The organism is Rhizobium sp. WSM409 (assembly GCF_057653825.1).
In genome coordinates this window covers 335,911-351,030 of the sequence record NZ_CM172794.1, presented here as the reverse complement: position 1 = coordinate 351,030, position 15,120 = coordinate 335,911, and the positions used below count along the sequence as shown (strand labels likewise).

Below are 15,120 nucleotides of genomic sequence, written 5' to 3'. Positions count from 1 at the left end.
CCCTTATCCCACCGCTGCTAACGACATTTCCGCTTTGAGCGACTGGCCGCGCGAGGCGCCGACGACTGCGTCGACATCGAGGATGAGAGCGACGCGCCCGTCACCGAGGATGGTGGCGGCGGCAATGCCCGGCACATGGGTGTAGTTCGCTTCCAGGCTCTTGATGACCACCTGGCGCTGACCCTGGATGGCATCGACCATCAGGGCGCGCTGGCCGCCGCCTTCGGATTCCACCAGAAGCGCCACGCCCTCGACCGGATTGGCCTGGGTGGCGCGGAAGTTCAGGATGCGGCCGACATCGACCAGCGGGCAGAAGCTGTTGCGGATCGAGATCAGCCGGTGGTTGGCACCGAAGGAGTGGATCGCGGCCGCTTCCGGCTGCAGGGTTTCGACGATCGCCGTCAGCGGCACGACCAGCGTCTGGCCGGCGACAGTGACTACCATGCCGTCGAGGACGGCGAGCGTCAGCGGCAGGCTCATGGTGAAGACCGAGCCGTGACCCGGCTTCGAGGTGATGTTGATGCGGCCGCCGAGCGCCTGGATCGAACGTTTGACGACGTCCATGCCAACGCCGCGGCCGGAGATGTCGGAGATCTTGTCGGCCGTCGAGAAGCCCGGCAGGAAGATCAGGTTGTCGATTTCCTCGTCCGACAGGTTGGAATCGGCCGGGATGAGGTCGTTGTCGATCGCCTTCTGGCGGACCTTCTCGCGGTTGATACCGGCACCGTCGTCGGCAAGCTCGATCAGGATGCGTCCCGAACGATGCTTGGCGGTCAGGCGGACAGTGCCTTCGGTGTTCTTGCCGGCGGCTGCACGCTTTTCGGGCGTTTCGATGCCGTGGTCGACGGCGTTGCGGATCATGTGGGTCAGCGGTTCGGCCAGCTTGTCGATGACCGTCTTGTCGACTTCGGTGTTTTCACCTTCGGTGATCAGGCGGATCGACTTGCCGGTCATGTCGGCGATTTCGCGGACGATACGCGACATGCGCTGGAAGACCGGCTTCACCGGCTGCGCGCGGATCGCCATGACCGAGTCCTGGATCTCGCGGGTGAGCTGCTGCAGCTCCTCGAGGCCCATATTGATCGAGGAGGTGCCGGTCGTGTCGTTCTCGATGACGCTCTGCGACAGCATCGCCTGGTTGATGACCAATTCGCCGACGAGGTTGATGAGGCGGTCGACACGGTCGAGATCGACGCGGATCGTCTGGCCGGCACCGGCGGCATTGTTCTGAGCGGCAGCACTTGCTGCGGCCGCTGCGGCGGCGGCCGATTCCTTCTTCTCTACGCGGGCGGCGACAATCTGCGTGACGTTGGAGGCAGTCTCGGCTGCGGCAACGGCTGCGGCCGTCTCCTCGGCCCGCGCGTCTGAGGCGGAAACCTCTTCGATTGCGCCGGCTTCGTCCAGGATCGACAGGTCGAAAGGAACCGGCACCATCGGCAGTTCGTCGTTGCTGGTCGCCTCGGCCCTTGCTTCTTCGACCGGCTTTACCGTCAGTTCGCAATCCCACTCGGCGAATTCGAAGACGGTGCGGATGGCGTCCTCGCCCTTGTCCGTCTTGATCGTGACATTCCAGAAGAAATAAGCGCCTTCCGGATCGAGCTCCTCGAGGCCCGGGAGGTCATCCGTATTGCAATAGATCGTCATTTCGCCGAGGCGCGAGAGATCGCGCAGCAGCAGGGTGGCGTCATTGCCCTTGGAATAGAGTTCGTAGCGCGGCTTGAAGATGACTTCATAGGCCGGCATGCCGCCGGCATCGCCCTCGCCGCCAAAATCGTCGAAGGAAAAGGGGACCGGCTGGAAGCCGCTGTCGTCCGTCGGCTTGGGGGTCGGCGCCGGAGCGGCCTTTGCGGCTGCCTTCGGCGCAGGCGCCTCGACTGACGCCGAGGGAGACGGCATTTCACCGTTGGCCAGCGCCTCGAGCTCCCTGACGAGGCCGCGGCTGCGGCTTTCATCGACGCTGCCGCCGTCGCGCGCAACGTTCGTCAGGTCAGCGAGCACGTCGGCCGACTTCAGCATCACCTTCAGGACGTCCTGGTTCGGCTCAAGCTTGTTGGATCGAACGCAATCGAGAGTGGTCTCGAAAACATGGGCGAAGGCTACCAGATCGTCAAGGCCGAAGGCGCCGGCGCCGCCCTTGATCGAATGCACGGCACGGAACACCGCATTGACGGTTTCCGGATCGCGATCGCCATCATTCATTTTCAGAAGACCGGATTCCAATTCTGCGAGCTGTTCCTCGCACTCCTGGAAAAAGATCTCTTTGATTTCGTTCATATCCATAGGAGCAAATCCTGGGTTTAAGCGGTTACACGCTCAATGGCATCGATCAGCTTGGCCGGGTCGAAAGGCTTGACTATCCAGCCCGTGGCACCGGCTTGGCGGGCACGGTTCTTCTTTTCCGCGTCGCTTTCCGTGGTCAGGACCAGGATCGGGATCGCCCGATATTTCTCGTTGCGGCGGACACCTTCGATGAAGCCGAAACCGTCGAGGCGCGGCATGTTGATGTCGGTCACGATGACGTCGGGATTGGACTCTTCGAGAACCTCAAGGCCCTCGATGCCGTCTTCCGCCTGGATCGTCTCGAAGCCAGCATTGTTCAGTGTCACGAGAAGCATGTTTCGGATGGTGCGGGAATCATCCACGGTCAGCACTTTTTTCTTCATTGCCGAATCTCCTTGGCAAGCAGGTGGTCAATATTGACGCCAACCAGCTGCATGGTTTTCTGAAATGCGTCGGACACCTTGGAGAAGGTGAACGGCTGCTTGTCCTGCTCCCAGGTCTTCTCGGCGGACATCAGAACCTGGGCGCAAAGCGCGCCGATCCGTTCGACGCCGGAAGCGTCTATCGAAAGACCGCTACCCCGGAGGGAGAGGAGTTTATCGCGCAAGGCGGAAGCCTCGTTGAGGTCGAGCACCGCTGTCAAATCCAGCGTTTTGCCACTCTTCTTTGCTGCCATCAGCTTTTCCTTGTCCCCTTGTCCCCGGCCCGAAAAGACGAGCTGCGGCAATCATCCGATAGGTTAGTAAACATTCCGCCCACCTCCGACGCTTGCGAACGCTTGCGGAAGGCCAAAATCGTCATTTTCGTATTCGTCCACGACCGGTGCCGGGCGGGTAGCGCCCTCAAGGGCCCGCGGCGGTGTCACGCGCACCGGCGCAGGGCGCCCGGCAGTGGCGTTTTCCCGGGCGATGCGGAATTCGCGAATCGTCTGGCCGAGCTCGAGAATGACGCTGTGGAGGTGGTCGGCGCCTTCGGCCGAGCGCTCCGCAAGGCCGGCGCTATCGGCCACCTCGCCACCCAGGCCCTTGACGTCTGATGTCACGCTGTCGAGGCTTGCGGCATGTTCGCCGGTTCGGGTGGCGATGCCTGATATGGCGGCGTTGATGTCGGTGACCTGGCGCACGATGCTGCCGATCGAATCCTGTGTGCGGCCGACCATCTGCACGCCAGCGTCGACCTGCGCCTTGGTCGTCGTCACCAGCGTCTTGATCTCGCGGGCGGCTTCGGCCGAACGCTGGGCAAGGGCGCGGACTTCCTGGGCGACGACGGCAAAACCGCGGCCGGAATCGCCGGCGCGCGCGGCTTCGATGCCGGCATTCAGCGCCAGAAGATTGGTTTGGAAGGCGATCTCGTCGATCGCCCCGATGATCTGGCCGATCTTTTCGGCCGACTGCTCGATATCGGCCATGGCGCTGATCGCGCGGCCGACGACTTCACCGCTTTCCTCGACGGCAGCGCGCGTCGTGGCGGCCGCCTGTTCGGCAGCGCGGCTGTCAGCAGCACCATCGCGCACACTGCCGGCGATGCCGGCAAGGGCAGCGGCGGAAAGCTGCAGCCGATCGGCCTGGCCGGACGCCGTGCCGGCGAACTGCCGCGACAGACCGGCAAGCGAACCTGTCGCCGCTTCGGCCTTGACCGTGCGCTCGGTAATAGCGGTGAATTCGGCCTGGAGGCCGTCCAGCGCGCCATTCAGCGCCGCGGCGATCCCGCCATAGGCGCCGTCGCCGTCGACAGGCGCGCGGCGTGTCAGGTCGCGTGCGGACAGGCCTTCGATGACATCGCCGAAGATCCTGATGATCTCGGCCTCGTTGGCGGCGCGCTGATCGGCGAGCGCGCGCTGCTCCCCGGCGCGCAGCGCATTGAAGCGGAGCGAGACGGCAATTTCCACATCGACCATGACGATGCGGATGATCGCCGTCATCAGGTCGGAGATTTCGCGGGTGCGGCGCTTGGCCGACGGCAGCAGCGGACGGCCGGCAATCTGCTCGGCGAGGCCGGAAACGACATGCTCCAGCATGACGCCATGGCCGGCCACGTGCCAGCGCGGGTCAAGACCCATCTTGCTTTCGGTATCGGAGAGAACCTTGACGCGCTCGGCATAGAGGCTGTCGAACCGCGCATCCGTCAGCACGTCCCAATGCGAGGACTGCAGATCGTGCAGACGCTCGACCTGGCGTTCGCTCTCGAAATTGCGCGAGGCGTCGGGGAATGACTGGAATCGGTGGAAGAGATCCCTGAGGCCCGCCTTCAGATGGGCTTCGAGCGCCGGCCGGTTACGGCGCACCAGCTCGCACTGGTCGGTATCGAGACCGGCAAAGCGCAGGCGGTCGCGCAAGCTGCCTGCCTGCGCTCCACGAGCCTGATCTGATGGCATGTCCTGCCTCAACGCCTGTCCCCAACCACTTTCCGGGCGAAGGCCCGGCCAAAAACTTGTGCAGCATCCGATGAACGCGAAGCGTGGAGACGGTCCTCACCACCGGTTACAACCGGCGGATCGAAACCCTCTGATCAGCTATGTTTCGGAGCTGTCTGAAGAGATGGATACCGGATCAACCCGGTACGGCGGGACGGCGTCATGCCTGGTGGGAACGAGTGCATCTTCCCATTCCGACGTGTACATCAATGTTTATGGTTAATTCCTTGCTTGAAGGTTAATAAGCCTTTCGAAGGACAGGCTTTTGAAGCAATTCAAGGCAGTTCGCAGCAAATACTGTTGCGGAGTTGCATGGCTGCTACAAGGCACACGCAAGCTCCGTGTTATATGCCGGTCGATAACCAAGACATGACGTCGACAAGGACAGAGCAATGATTGTTCTCGGATTGGGTGCCTGCTTGATTGCAATGACGCTGCTTGCAGCCGTCGCTCGCCTCGATTCCATCGCCGCAAACCGCGACATCCGCGCCCTTCGGGTGTTCTAAGCGCGTCGCAATCTTTCAGATACCTCCTTGCGCTTTAGCTCTTTGTTTTGCGCATGTCGTTGTCGCAAAACCGCTGCACAGTCTTGCGCGACATGCTTTAGAGCGCCGTGCGTCCTTTCGGACGCACAAAGGACGCTCTAACACTTTGAATCTACGCATCGTGCTTTCCGAAAATCGGAATCGATTTTCGGGCCGATGCGCTAGACCCACCCTTCCCCGTTGGCAGTCCGGCACCTTTGGTGTATCGCACTCGCGCCTTTCATGTCAGCGGAACTATCGGTTCATGTCCCCCAGATCTGGTCTCCTCATCGTTCTTGGCTTCACGCTCTGGCGCGTCGTCATGCTCAATTTCGATACGACGGACCTTTTCGTCGACGAGGCGCAGTACTGGTTCTGGTCGCAAAACCTCGACCTCGGCTATTATTCCAAGCCGCCGATGATTGCGTGGGTGATCCGGGCGATGACCGAGCTTTCCGGCTCCAACGCCATCTATTGGATCAGGCTGCTCGGACCGCTGATCCACATGGCGGCGGCACTGGTGCTGATGAAGACGGCAAAACGTTTCGTCGGGCCGGAGATCGAAGGCTGGACGGGCGCCACCTATATCACCCTCCCGGGCGTCGCGCTGTCTTCGGTGTTCTTCTCGACCGACGTGATCCTGCTGTTCTTCATCGCGATCGCGCTGCTTGCCTATTTCGGCTTGACCCAGCGGCGCTCGGTCGGGCTGGCGCTCGTCATGGGCCTTGGCGTCGGCCTCGCCTTCCTGACGAAATATGCCGTGCTGTTCGTCGTTCCGGGCGGAGCGCTTGCCCTCCTCCTCATTCCGGCGGCGCGCATCGCCATCCGGGATTTCATCATCGCGGTCGCGGTCGCGGCGGTCGTCGCCTTGCCGAACCTCTGGTGGAACCTGCAGCACGACAACACGACGGTGCGGCATACGCAGGATATCGCCCATTGGAGCGAACTCGGCATCAATCTCCGTCGCGGGCTTGAATTCTTCGCCGCCCAGTTCGGCGTGGTCGGGCCGATCATCTTCTTCGCGATGCTCTGGGCGGTCTACCGCATGATCAAGGGCAGGAGTGACGATCGGGAAAAGATGCTGGTCTGGCTGTCGATGCCGGTCGTCGTGCTCATCACGCTGCAGGCGACGGTCGCCAAGGCCTATGCCAACTGGGCGGTGACTGCCTATGTCGCCGGCACCATCCTTGCCGTCTGGCTGCTTTACCTGAAGTGGCCGAAGGGGCTCAGGCTGTCGCTGACCATCAACGGCATCGCCAGCCTGCTCTTTCCGCTGGCGACGATCTTTCCGCATCAGTTGCTGCTGCCGAACGGCGACGCGCTGATGAAGCGCTATCTCGGCCGCGCCGAGGTCAGCCGCGAGACCGCCGCACTCGCAGCTCAGGCCGGCACCGACATCATCGTCACCGACAATCGCGATATGGTCGCCGATCTTTTCTACACGCTGCGCGATGCATCCTACAGGATCTATGCGCGGGCGCCGGCGGGCCTTCCGGAGAGCTATTACGAGCAGGAATTCGCTCTGCCCGCCGACATCACCGGCAAGGTGCTTTTCCTGACGGACGGGGCCTTCACCTGCGCCACCGAGACGCCCGAGGTGCTGAAGAACTGGCAGCCGACGGAGGGCAACTACAAGGGTAAGACACTTTCCATCTACAAGGTCTCTGCCGCCTGCCTGGCACCCTGAGCGTGTTCAGTCTGCCCGATGACAGCACCAAGCCTCTTTTCAGAGGCGCAACGCAGTAACACTTTGAATTGCTGCATCATTTTATGCAGTCGGCAGGTAAACGCCGGTGCCTGCCCCTTGGATCTCCACGAATTTGACGCCGCCTTCCTCGAAGGCGAGGCGCAGTTGCGCTTCCGTCGCGCGGTGGATGTCGTGGTGCCGGCCCTCATAGTCGCGGATGGTGCTGCGCGAGACGGCAGCCCTGTCGGCAAGATCGGTTTGAGTCCAGTCGAGCAGGCCGCGCGCCGCGCGGCAGAGAGCGGGAGTGAGAATTGTTTCTCTTGCGCCTTGACCCATGATTTCAAGTTGCCCATATTGGTCGATATAGACCATATATGTCATATTACAATCGGGATTTCCAGATCGGGAGACAACAATGCCACACGATACGCCCTTGATTTCGACAATCGTCGGCGGCCTCGTGCTGGCTTTCATCTTCGGCGCCTTCGCCCATCGGCTGCGGATGCCGCCGCTCGTCGGTTATCTGATCGCCGGCGTGCTCGTCGGGCCACATACGCCAGGTTATGTGGCAGATCAGAACCTTGCGCCGGAGCTGGCCGAAATCGGCGTCATCCTGCTGATGTTCGGCGTCGGGCTGCATTTTTCCCTGAAAGACCTGCTGTCGGTGCGCGGCATCGCCGTGCCCGGCGCGATCGTGCAGATCGCTTTTGCGACATTGCTCGGCTGGGGGCTCGGCGCCTTCATGGGCTGGCCGACCGGCGGCAGCCTGGTTTTCGGCCTGGCGCTTTCGGTCGCCTCCACCGTCGTGCTCTTGAAGGCGCTGCAGGAGCGGCGCCTGGTCGAGACCGAGCGCGGCAGGATCGCCGTCGGCTGGCTGATCGTCGAGGATCTCGCCATGGTGCTGGCGCTGGTGCTGATCCCGGCCGCAGCCAGCATCGGCGGTGAGGGGCACGCTCCCGTCGAGCCGCTCTCAGCCGCGCTCAGCCGCCTGTTCGGCCTCGATCTCGGCATCGGCGGCATGATCGCCATGACGCTGGTGAAGGTGGCGCTGTTCGTGGCGCTGATGCTGGTCTTCGGCCGCAAGCTCATTCCCTGGACGATGCATCGCATCGCCCATACCGGTTCGCGCGAGCTTTTCCGGCTCGGCGTGCTGGCGATCGCGCTCGGTGTCGCTTTCGGAGCGGCGAAGCTCTTCGGCGTGTCGCTGGCGCTCGGCGCCTTCTTTGCCGGCATGGTGCTTGCCGAAAGCGAGCTCAGCCATCGCGCCGCACAGGAAAGCCTGCCGCTGCGCGACGCCTTCGCCGTGCTGTTCTTCGTCTCGGTCGGCATGCTGTTCGATCCGAACATCCTGATCGACAAGCCGCTGCCGATCCTCGCCACCATCTTCATCATCGTCATCGGCAAGTCCGTCGCCGCGCTCCTGATCGTGCTCGCCTTCAAGAAGCCGCTCAGTACGGCGCTGACGATTTCGGCCAGCCTCGGCCAGATCGGCGAATTCTCCTTCATCCTCGCCGCCCTCGGCGTCGAACTGGGGCTGCTGCCGGAGGAAGGCCGCGATCTGATCCTTGCCGGCGCCATCATCTCGATCATCCTCAATCCGCTACTGTTCTTCCTCTGCGACCGCATGCGGCCGCTGCTGGATGGTGCAAAGCGCGAAGACGTCGCGGCAGACCCTGCTCCCGCTGCAGATGCAATAGCAGCGCCGGAGGAGATACCGCCCGAAGATGACGAGGTGCACCCGACCGCTCTCCGCGGCCACGCCATTCTCGTCGGCTACGGGCGGGTTGGCAGCATCGTCGGACAGAATCTCAAGTCGTCAGCCACACCTTTTCTGGTCATCGAGGATTCTGACAAGCGCATCGGCGAGCTGAAGGCGCAGGGCATCGAAACTCTGGCGGGCAATGCGGTGATGCGGGAAACGCTCGACCTAGCCAATCTTTCCGGCGCCCGCAGCATTGCGATCGCCATCCCCAACGCCTTCGAGGCCTGCCGCATCGCCGAGCAGGCACGCAGCGTCAATCCATCGATCCTCATCGTCGCCCGAGCCCATTCCGACGCCGAAGTCGATGAGCTGAAGCAATATGGCGCCGACACCGTCATCATGGGCGAGCGTGAAATTGCGCTTGGCATGGTTGACCGGCTCGCCCAAGTGCATCATGAGAGTGTGCCCTATGAAGACAGCCATGGGCCTGATACAATTGCCCCGACGGATGACCCTCCGCCGGAAAGAGAATGAGAGATTGGCGCGCTTTTGAGCCGATACGGGAGTGACATCGCCGGGACGGAGAAGATGGAGCTGGAACAGCACCGTCTGACGAGCCGTATCGCCGCTTCCGTCCTCGTCGCCGTCCTTGCCTATCTTGGCCTGCTTTTCGGCGGCAATCTGGTGATCTCGCCGGCGGCGGCCGCCAATACGCTTTCCTCTTCCGGTCGAGATCCTCAGCCGCCGCAGCTGACTGCGCGCGATACCGTGCGTGGGCTGCTTGCCACGGAGCGCAAGCTTGTGCCGAAGCAGACGGCACATGACGGCGGATCGCCTGCCCTTGCCGCCGCTCCGACCCTTAACTTCGCCGGCTGGAATATATCAGCGGCTTTTCCGGCATTTGAAGCTTCGCTTCACGCCGCAGTCTCCAGGACCCATCAGCCGCGCGCACCGCCGGTCGCTGCCTGACGCTCGCGCCGATCGGCGCTTCCGACCATTGACGACATGCCGCCAGCGCCCGAGCGCCGGCCCTCGATATCAAGGAATACAACATGCGTACTTCACGATGGCTGGTGATCACCTATTCGGTGATCATCCTACTCGGCCTATTGATCGCCCTGCCGAACGTCCTGCCGCAATCCGTCCTCCAGCGCGTGCCGGCCTGGCTGCCGCATGAGCAGGTGTCGCTCGGCCTCGACCTTCGCGGCGGTTCGCACCTCGTTCTGGAAGTCGACGAAGCCGACCTGACCAAGGAGCGGCTGCAATCGCTGCTTCAGGACGCGCGCCGTGTGCTGCGCGAAAAGGGCATTCAGCCGAAGGCCGTGGTCCGCAGCCAGAACCAGATCGTCGTGACGCTTGCCGATGCCGCGCAGAGCGATGCTGCCGTCACCGAACTCAAGACGCTTGCCAACCCGATCAGCACCGGCCTCAGCGCCGGCCAGGCCGATCTGGCCGTCACTGCGAACGGCGCCACCATCACCGTCGGCTTCTCGCCGGCCGGCATCTCCGCCAATGTCGACAATGCCGTCCAGCAGAGCCTCGAAGTCATCCGCCAGCGCGTCGACCAGGTCGGCGTCTCCGAGCCGACCATCCAGCGCATCGGCGCCAACCGCGTGCTCGTCCAGCTTCCGGGCGCGCAGGATCCGTCACGCCTGCGCGAACTTCTCGGCTCCACCGCCAAAATGTCGTTCCACATGCTGTCGCCGAACAATGCGCCCGGACCCGGCGTGACCATGCTGAAGGACGACGAAGGCCGGTCCTTTCCGGTCCTCGACCGCGTCGAAATCTCCGGCGACCGCCTTTCGGATGCCCGCGTCAGCTTCGACCCGAACACGCATGAGCCGATCGTCAGCTTCAGATTCGACAGCGCCGGCGCCAGCCGCTTTGCCGAGATCACCCGCCAGAACGTCGGCAATCCCTTCGCCATCGTCCTCGACGACAAGGTGCTGAGCGCGCCTGTTATCCGCGAGCCGATTACCGGCGGTTCCGGTCAGATCTCCGGCAGTTTCTCGGCCGATAGCGCCACGACGCTGGCCGCCATGCTGCGCGCTGGCGCCCTGCCCGCCAAGCTGACGGTCATCGAAGAGCGCACCGTCGGTGCCGACCTCGGAGCCGACGCCATCAAGATGGGCATTTATTCCGGCATCGTCGGCTTTGTGCTCGTCGCCGTCTTCATCTTCGTACTCTATGGCACCTGGGGCTTCCTGGCGAATATCGCGCTGTTGATCCACACGATCCTGACCTTCTCGGCGCTAACGCTGGTTGGTGCGACGCTGACGCTGCCGGGCATTGCCGGTGTCGTTCTCGGCATCGGCCTTGCGGTCGACGCCAACGTTCTCATCAACGAGCGCATCCGCGAAGAAACGCGCAAGGGCAAGAGCGCCTTCGCCGCCATCGATACCGGTTTCCGCCGTGCCTATTCGACCATTATCGACGGCAACATGACGGCCCTGATCGCTGCGGCCATCCTGTTCTTTTTCGGCTCCGGACCGGTTCGCGGCTTTGCCGTGACCATGGCGCTCGGTCTGATCATCTCGATGTTCACATCGGTCGCCTTCGTGCGTGTGGCGATGATCGAGATCACCCGCCGCAGCAAGCTCAAGGTGCTGAACATCCGGCCGCTGATCCCGTTCAGCCCCTATGACAAGCACATCCAGTTCATGAAGGCGCGCTTCTTCGGCATCACCGTTTCAGCGCTGCTTTCGATCGCCTCCATCGTGCTCTTCATTCATCCGGGCCTCAACTACGGCGTCGATTTCCGCGGCGGCATCCAGATGGCCGTCAAGACCACCGGCCCGGCCGACCTCGGGACGTTCCGTGAAGGCCTGAACACGCTTGGTCTCGGCGAAATCTCGCTGCAGTCCTTCGGCGACAAGAACAGCATTCTCGTTCGCGCTCAACGGCAGGAAGGCGGCGAAGAGGCACAGACGGCAGCGGTGACCAAGCTGAAGGCAGAAGTCACCAAGATCGATCCAACCGCCACCATCGAAGGCACCGACGTCATCGGCCCGAAGGTCAGCGGCGAGCTTGCCTGGGCCGGTATCCTGTCGGTGGTGATCGCGAGCTTCGCGATGCTCATCTACATCTGGGTGCGGTTCGAATGGCCGTTTGCCGTCGGCGCCATCGTCACGTTGGTGCTCGACGTCACAAAGGCGATCGGCTTCTTCGCGATCACCGGTCTCGACTTCAATCTGACGGCCATCGCCGCCATTCTGACGCTTGTAGGTTATTCGGTGAACGACAAGGTCGTCGTCTATGACCGCATGCGCGAAAACATGCGGCTCTACAAGTCGATGCCGCTGCGCGAGATTATCGACAAGTCGATCAACGAGACCCTGGCGCGAAGCCTTTACACCAATGCGACGGCCTTCCTCGCGCTGGTGCCGATGGCGATCTGGGGCGGTAGTGCGGTGTCGAGCTTCGCGATCCCGATGGTCTTCGGCATTCTCGTGGCCGGCGCCTCTTCGATCTTCATCGCGGCACCGATCCTGCTCTTCCTTGGCGACTGGCGCCGCCGCCATGCCAAGGCATCGGCAACCGATGCGGCAGTCGAGATCATTCCGCCGGAACAGGGTCGTCCGCGCAAGTCCGCGAGCTAAAATCCCGTTGACGCATCCTTGATAGGGCGCCGGTTGCACAGCTGGCGCCCTCTTTCTATTGTCGGCTACTGCATTATGTGCCAATTCAAGGTGTTACAGCGTCCTTCGTACGTCTGAAAGGACGCGCGCGCTGTAATTGAGATCGGGGAAGCCGCCAGATGTCATCCAACCCGACAAGACCGCCGGAAACCACCGTTGCCGGAGACAGCGAGGAGCGCATCAAGCGTTTTCTCGCGACTGCCTCGCACGACCTGCAATCACCGCTCCGCCATATCGCCATGTATGCCGAGCTGCTGCTCGACGATCTCGAGGAGAGGCTCGACGGCGAACAGCTTCAGAGCCTCCGGATGATCATGGAAAAGGCGCAGACGGCGCAGCGCCTCACCAAGGCATTGATGAGCCTTGCCGCTGGCACACCTCAGGTGACGCCTGAAGAGGTCGATCTGCAGGCGCTCGCCGAAAATGTCTGGGGCGAACTGACCGACGAGACGGCGGTCGGCGCAGCGACGCTTGAAAGCGACGGCCTGCCCTCGATCCGTACCGACCCTGCCCTCCTCGGTCTGGTGCTGCGGCACCTTTTGACCAATGCCCTCACCTACCGCGGGGAAGCGCCGCCGCATGTGGCCATTGCCGCGGAGCGCGAGCGGACGGACTGGTTCATCCGGATTTCCGACAATGGGACAGGCATCGATCCGGCTTATCGAGAGCGGATATTCGAGCCGTTCTGGAAATTGCCGAAGGCGGGAGCGGTCCCGGGCGCCGGTCTCGGATTGACCACGGCGCGTGAGTTTCTGGCGGCGCTTGGCGGCGATATCAGCCTCGAACGTTCGGATGAAAGCGGCAGTCGCTTCATCATCCGCCTTCCCATCGCTTGATGGTTAGATACTATAATCGTCCTTCCAGAAATCCGGGACGTCATAGGTCACATATTCGCGGATGATGTGCTGTAGCGTCTGGGCATCGATTTCGTCCTTGCCGATGCGGAAATCGACGCCGTAATCCGGGAATTCCTGGAAATAGCCGCCCGATATATCGGTCGAGACGACGCCGATCGGGCCGGTGTAGCCGATGCCACGCAGCTCCGGCACCGTCTCGCGGAAATCGGCATTGGGCAGAAGGCGATTGTCGAGCAGGATGAGATCGAAGCGCGCCAAGCGGATCTTTTCCAGCGCGTCACCGATCGATGGCGAATATTCAACCTCGACTGCCGGCTCGGAGAGATCGGCGATCTTCTTCTTGAGCGCGCGGAATTCGATAAATTCGTCGTCGACAAAGAGAACCTTTACGGCGTTCCTCCGGCCCGTTTCGGTGATCATCGTCTCATTTCCCCAATCCCGAAACCAACTTCACGAAACCAAACCATTCCTCAAGGCGATCGCCACCATATGAACGCGGTTGACAGCGTCGAGTTTGCGCGCGGCCGCGGTGATGTGCGAATTGACCGTATGTTCGGAGAGACCGAGAATGATGGCGATTTCCGCCGACGTCTTACCTTCGCTCGTCCATTTGACGATTTCCGATTCGCGCTGCGTCAGCCGTCCGGACATTTCCGGCGTCAGGATTTCCTCGTAGAGCTTGTCGAAAATGCGCATGGCGTCGAGAAGTATGTCGGCGATCTCACTCTGATCCGGCTCCTGACGCTCGCCGCTGAGCACGAGGCAATATCGCCGCCCTTCCGGCGTAAACAGCGGGATGAAGAGAAAGACGCCGCTCAGGAATTCGTTGAAAACCAGATCGGACGGATAAACTTCCGGCTGTGCGCTCCTGCCATGGACCGGCGTTGCCAGGAACTGGGCGGTCTTTGCCCGGACGGTGCCCAGCGCTTCCTTCAACGTCGTGATGAAAAGGCCGACACGCCGCTCGGCGACATTGGTGATGACGACATCACGTTCACCGAAAGGGGCCGAAGCCTCGGAAATGCGGGCCAGCGCAAAATTGTCGAAGTTGTAATGCTGCGCCGCCGATTTCAGCAGACGGAAAAAATCGGTGCGGTTGATCGCCCGGCTCAGCTCCGGTCCGGCATGAAAGGGAATTGCCGGGGCATTGTTCATTCCCACTCTTCCTCTCCTCCCGCCAATGCCTCTAATCCCGAAATCTTGGGATATACGTCTTAAACGCGAAGAGCTACAAAAATTGCGAGACGGTTGATGAGAGATATCGAAAACGGGGACTTTCGATATGTAAGGCGGAAATCATCAATTATCTCAACGACAGGTGATGCACGGGCAGATTTTACTGAGGGGCAGTAGTTCTTACCTGGGTATCGTATTCTTCCTGCATTCAACATCCATGAATGCGAGAAGGCAGTGCCAGACGTAAGCGCGAGAGAGCCGATAGACCCATTCAGCTAAGGGGTTGGCTGATGTTCGTGGCGGCGAACGCGGGTTGATCGGTTCTCTCAGCGCTTATTTCGCGTTCCATATTCTTCGCTTCGGTTGCATCTTGTGATGCGTCCTCGACCTTGTCAATTGCGGTTTGTCAGATGGCTTGGACGAATGAGAGGAAACAGGGCTTGCGGCTTTCGACGTTTTCTACATCTCAAGATTGAGAATGATCTTGGCAAGGTCAAGTGGCTTTTCCAGATAGACATCGGCGCCGGCATCGAGTGAGCGGGCGCGGTCCTCGGCAGCATCCGATCCGCTGCAGATAGCAAGTCGCATCGCCTTGAAACGATCATCCAGGCGCAACCGCGTGATCAGGCCAATGCCGCTATCGAGCGGCATGTAGAGATCGGCGACCAGAAGATCGGGCGAGGTCTTGCCTTCTGCCGCGCGCGTCTCCAGCGCCTCAAGCGCGGTCTCGGCTGTGGAGAAACAGAATAGATCGATGTCTATCTGCTGCTTTCTGCTCATATAGTCGAGATAGAAGAGGTCATCCTTGCTGTCGTCGACATAAAATAGGGTGGTCATCTAGCA

13 protein-coding genes are annotated in these 15,120 nt (G+C 61.6%); 5 read left to right on the top strand and 8 right to left on the bottom strand.

Annotation, left to right across the window (positions count from 1 at the left end; translation table 11 throughout):
- Positions 1-3: 3 nt before the first annotated feature.
- The 4 genes from AC25BC_RS01725 to AC25BC_RS01710 form a co-directional block, all read right to left on the bottom strand.
- Complete coding sequence (locus tag AC25BC_RS01725) at positions 4-2,280, bottom strand: chemotaxis protein CheA (RefSeq protein WP_012756044.1); 2,277 nt, start codon at positions 2,278-2,280, stop codon at positions 4-6.
- 17 nt (positions 2,281-2,297) lie between these two features.
- Positions 2,298-2,663 carry a chemotaxis response regulator CheY1 gene (gene cheY1 / locus AC25BC_RS01720; protein ID WP_003545492.1) on the bottom strand — a complete coding sequence of 122 codons (366 nt, stop codon included), beginning with the start codon at positions 2,661-2,663 and terminating at the stop codon, positions 2,298-2,300.
- Positions 2,660-2,956, bottom strand: a complete 297-nt coding sequence (locus AC25BC_RS01715) for an STAS domain-containing protein (protein WP_003545491.1) — start codon at positions 2,954-2,956, stop codon at positions 2,660-2,662. The genes cheY1 and AC25BC_RS01715 overlap by 4 nt, the downstream gene beginning before the upstream one ends.
- A 63-nt stretch (positions 2,957-3,019) precedes the next feature.
- A complete protein-coding gene (locus AC25BC_RS01710; RefSeq protein WP_012756043.1) occupies positions 3,020-4,654 on the bottom strand; it encodes a globin-coupled sensor protein in 1,635 nt (544 codons plus the stop codon).
- A gap of 828 nt (positions 4,655-5,482) precedes the next feature.
- Here AC25BC_RS01710 and AC25BC_RS01705 point away from each other — a divergent pair.
- Positions 5,483-6,904, top strand: a complete 1,422-nt coding sequence (locus tag AC25BC_RS01705; protein WP_012756042.1) for an ArnT family glycosyltransferase — start codon at positions 5,483-5,485, stop codon at positions 6,902-6,904.
- Between the two features lie 81 nt (positions 6,905-6,985).
- On the opposite strand, the gene AC25BC_RS01700 is transcribed toward AC25BC_RS01705, so the two are convergent.
- On the bottom strand, positions 6,986-7,285 hold the full coding sequence (locus AC25BC_RS01700) for a helix-turn-helix transcriptional regulator (RefSeq protein ID WP_012756041.1): 300 nt from the start codon (positions 7,283-7,285) through the stop codon (positions 6,986-6,988).
- A 34-nt stretch (positions 7,286-7,319) separates the two neighbouring features.
- On the opposite strand from AC25BC_RS01700, the gene ybaL reads away from it, so the two are divergent.
- The 4 genes from ybaL to AC25BC_RS01680 all read left to right on the top strand — a co-directional run bounded on the left by ybaL (position 7,320) and on the right by AC25BC_RS01680 (position 13,080).
- Positions 7,320-9,140 carry a YbaL family putative K(+) efflux transporter gene (gene ybaL / locus AC25BC_RS01695; protein ID WP_012756040.1) on the top strand — a complete coding sequence of 607 codons (1,821 nt, stop codon included), beginning with the start codon at positions 7,320-7,322 and terminating at the stop codon, positions 9,138-9,140.
- Between the two features lie 54 nt (positions 9,141-9,194).
- Complete coding sequence (locus AC25BC_RS01690; protein ID WP_012756039.1) at positions 9,195-9,575, top strand: hypothetical protein; 381 nt, start codon at positions 9,195-9,197, stop codon at positions 9,573-9,575.
- An 83-nt stretch (positions 9,576-9,658) separates the two neighbouring features.
- On the top strand, positions 9,659-12,205 hold the full coding sequence (gene secD, locus AC25BC_RS01685; protein ID WP_012756038.1) for a protein translocase subunit SecD: 2,547 nt from the start codon (positions 9,659-9,661) through the stop codon (positions 12,203-12,205).
- Positions 12,206-12,363: 158 nt separating this feature from the next.
- Positions 12,364-13,080 (top strand): sensor histidine kinase, encoded by a 717-nt coding sequence (locus AC25BC_RS01680; RefSeq protein WP_128439585.1) that lies wholly within the window; start codon positions 12,364-12,366, stop codon positions 13,078-13,080.
- Between the two features lie 3 nt (positions 13,081-13,083).
- Here AC25BC_RS01680 and AC25BC_RS01675 read toward each other — a convergent pair whose 3' ends face one another.
- From AC25BC_RS01675 to AC25BC_RS01665, 3 genes are all read right to left on the bottom strand, one after another.
- Complete coding sequence (locus AC25BC_RS01675) at positions 13,084-13,521, bottom strand: response regulator (protein ID WP_003556461.1); 438 nt, start codon at positions 13,519-13,521, stop codon at positions 13,084-13,086.
- A 30-nt stretch (positions 13,522-13,551) separates the two neighbouring features.
- Complete coding sequence (locus tag AC25BC_RS01670) at positions 13,552-14,256, bottom strand: helix-turn-helix transcriptional regulator (protein ID WP_012756036.1); 705 nt, start codon at positions 14,254-14,256, stop codon at positions 13,552-13,554.
- 480 nt (positions 14,257-14,736) lie between these two features.
- Positions 14,737-15,114: a response regulator gene (locus tag AC25BC_RS01665; RefSeq protein ID WP_012756035.1), complete on the bottom strand. Its 378-nt coding sequence runs from the start codon at positions 15,112-15,114 to the stop codon at positions 14,737-14,739.
- Positions 15,115-15,120 lie beyond the last annotated feature (6 nt).

What these genes read in the sequence shown, in the direction of transcription:
- AC25BC_RS01670 (WP_012756036.1), bottom strand. Translation starts at nt 14,256, where the DNA reads ATGAACAATGCCCCGGCAATTCCCTTTCATGCCGGACCGGAGCTGAGC.
- AC25BC_RS01725 (WP_012756044.1), bottom strand. Translation starts at nt 2,280, where the DNA reads ATGGATATGAACGAAATCAAAGAGATCTTTTTCCAGGAGTGCGAGGAA.
- AC25BC_RS01715 (WP_003545491.1), bottom strand. Translation starts at nt 2,956, where the DNA reads ATGGCAGCAAAGAAGAGTGGCAAAACGCTGGATTTGACAGCGGTGCTC.
- AC25BC_RS01680 (WP_128439585.1), top strand. Translation starts at nt 12,364, where the DNA reads ATGTCATCCAACCCGACAAGACCGCCGGAAACCACCGTTGCCGGAGAC.
- ybaL (WP_012756040.1), top strand. Translation starts at nt 7,320, where the DNA reads ATGCCACACGATACGCCCTTGATTTCGACAATCGTCGGCGGCCTCGTG.
- AC25BC_RS01665 (WP_012756035.1), bottom strand. Translation starts at nt 15,114, where the DNA reads ATGACCACCCTATTTTATGTCGACGACAGCAAGGATGACCTCTTCTAT.
- AC25BC_RS01700 (WP_012756041.1), bottom strand. Translation starts at nt 7,285, where the DNA reads ATGACATATATGGTCTATATCGACCAATATGGGCAACTTGAAATCATG.
- AC25BC_RS01710 (WP_012756043.1), bottom strand. Translation starts at nt 4,654, where the DNA reads ATGCCATCAGATCAGGCTCGTGGAGCGCAGGCAGGCAGCTTGCGCGAC.
- cheY1 (WP_003545492.1), bottom strand. Translation starts at nt 2,663, where the DNA reads ATGAAGAAAAAAGTGCTGACCGTGGATGATTCCCGCACCATCCGAAAC.
- AC25BC_RS01705 (WP_012756042.1), top strand. Translation starts at nt 5,483, where the DNA reads ATGTCCCCCAGATCTGGTCTCCTCATCGTTCTTGGCTTCACGCTCTGG.
- secD (WP_012756038.1), top strand. Translation starts at nt 9,659, where the DNA reads ATGCGTACTTCACGATGGCTGGTGATCACCTATTCGGTGATCATCCTA.
- AC25BC_RS01690 (WP_012756039.1), top strand. Translation starts at nt 9,195, where the DNA reads ATGGAGCTGGAACAGCACCGTCTGACGAGCCGTATCGCCGCTTCCGTC.
- AC25BC_RS01675 (WP_003556461.1), bottom strand. Translation starts at nt 13,521, where the DNA reads ATGATCACCGAAACGGGCCGGAGGAACGCCGTAAAGGTTCTCTTTGTC.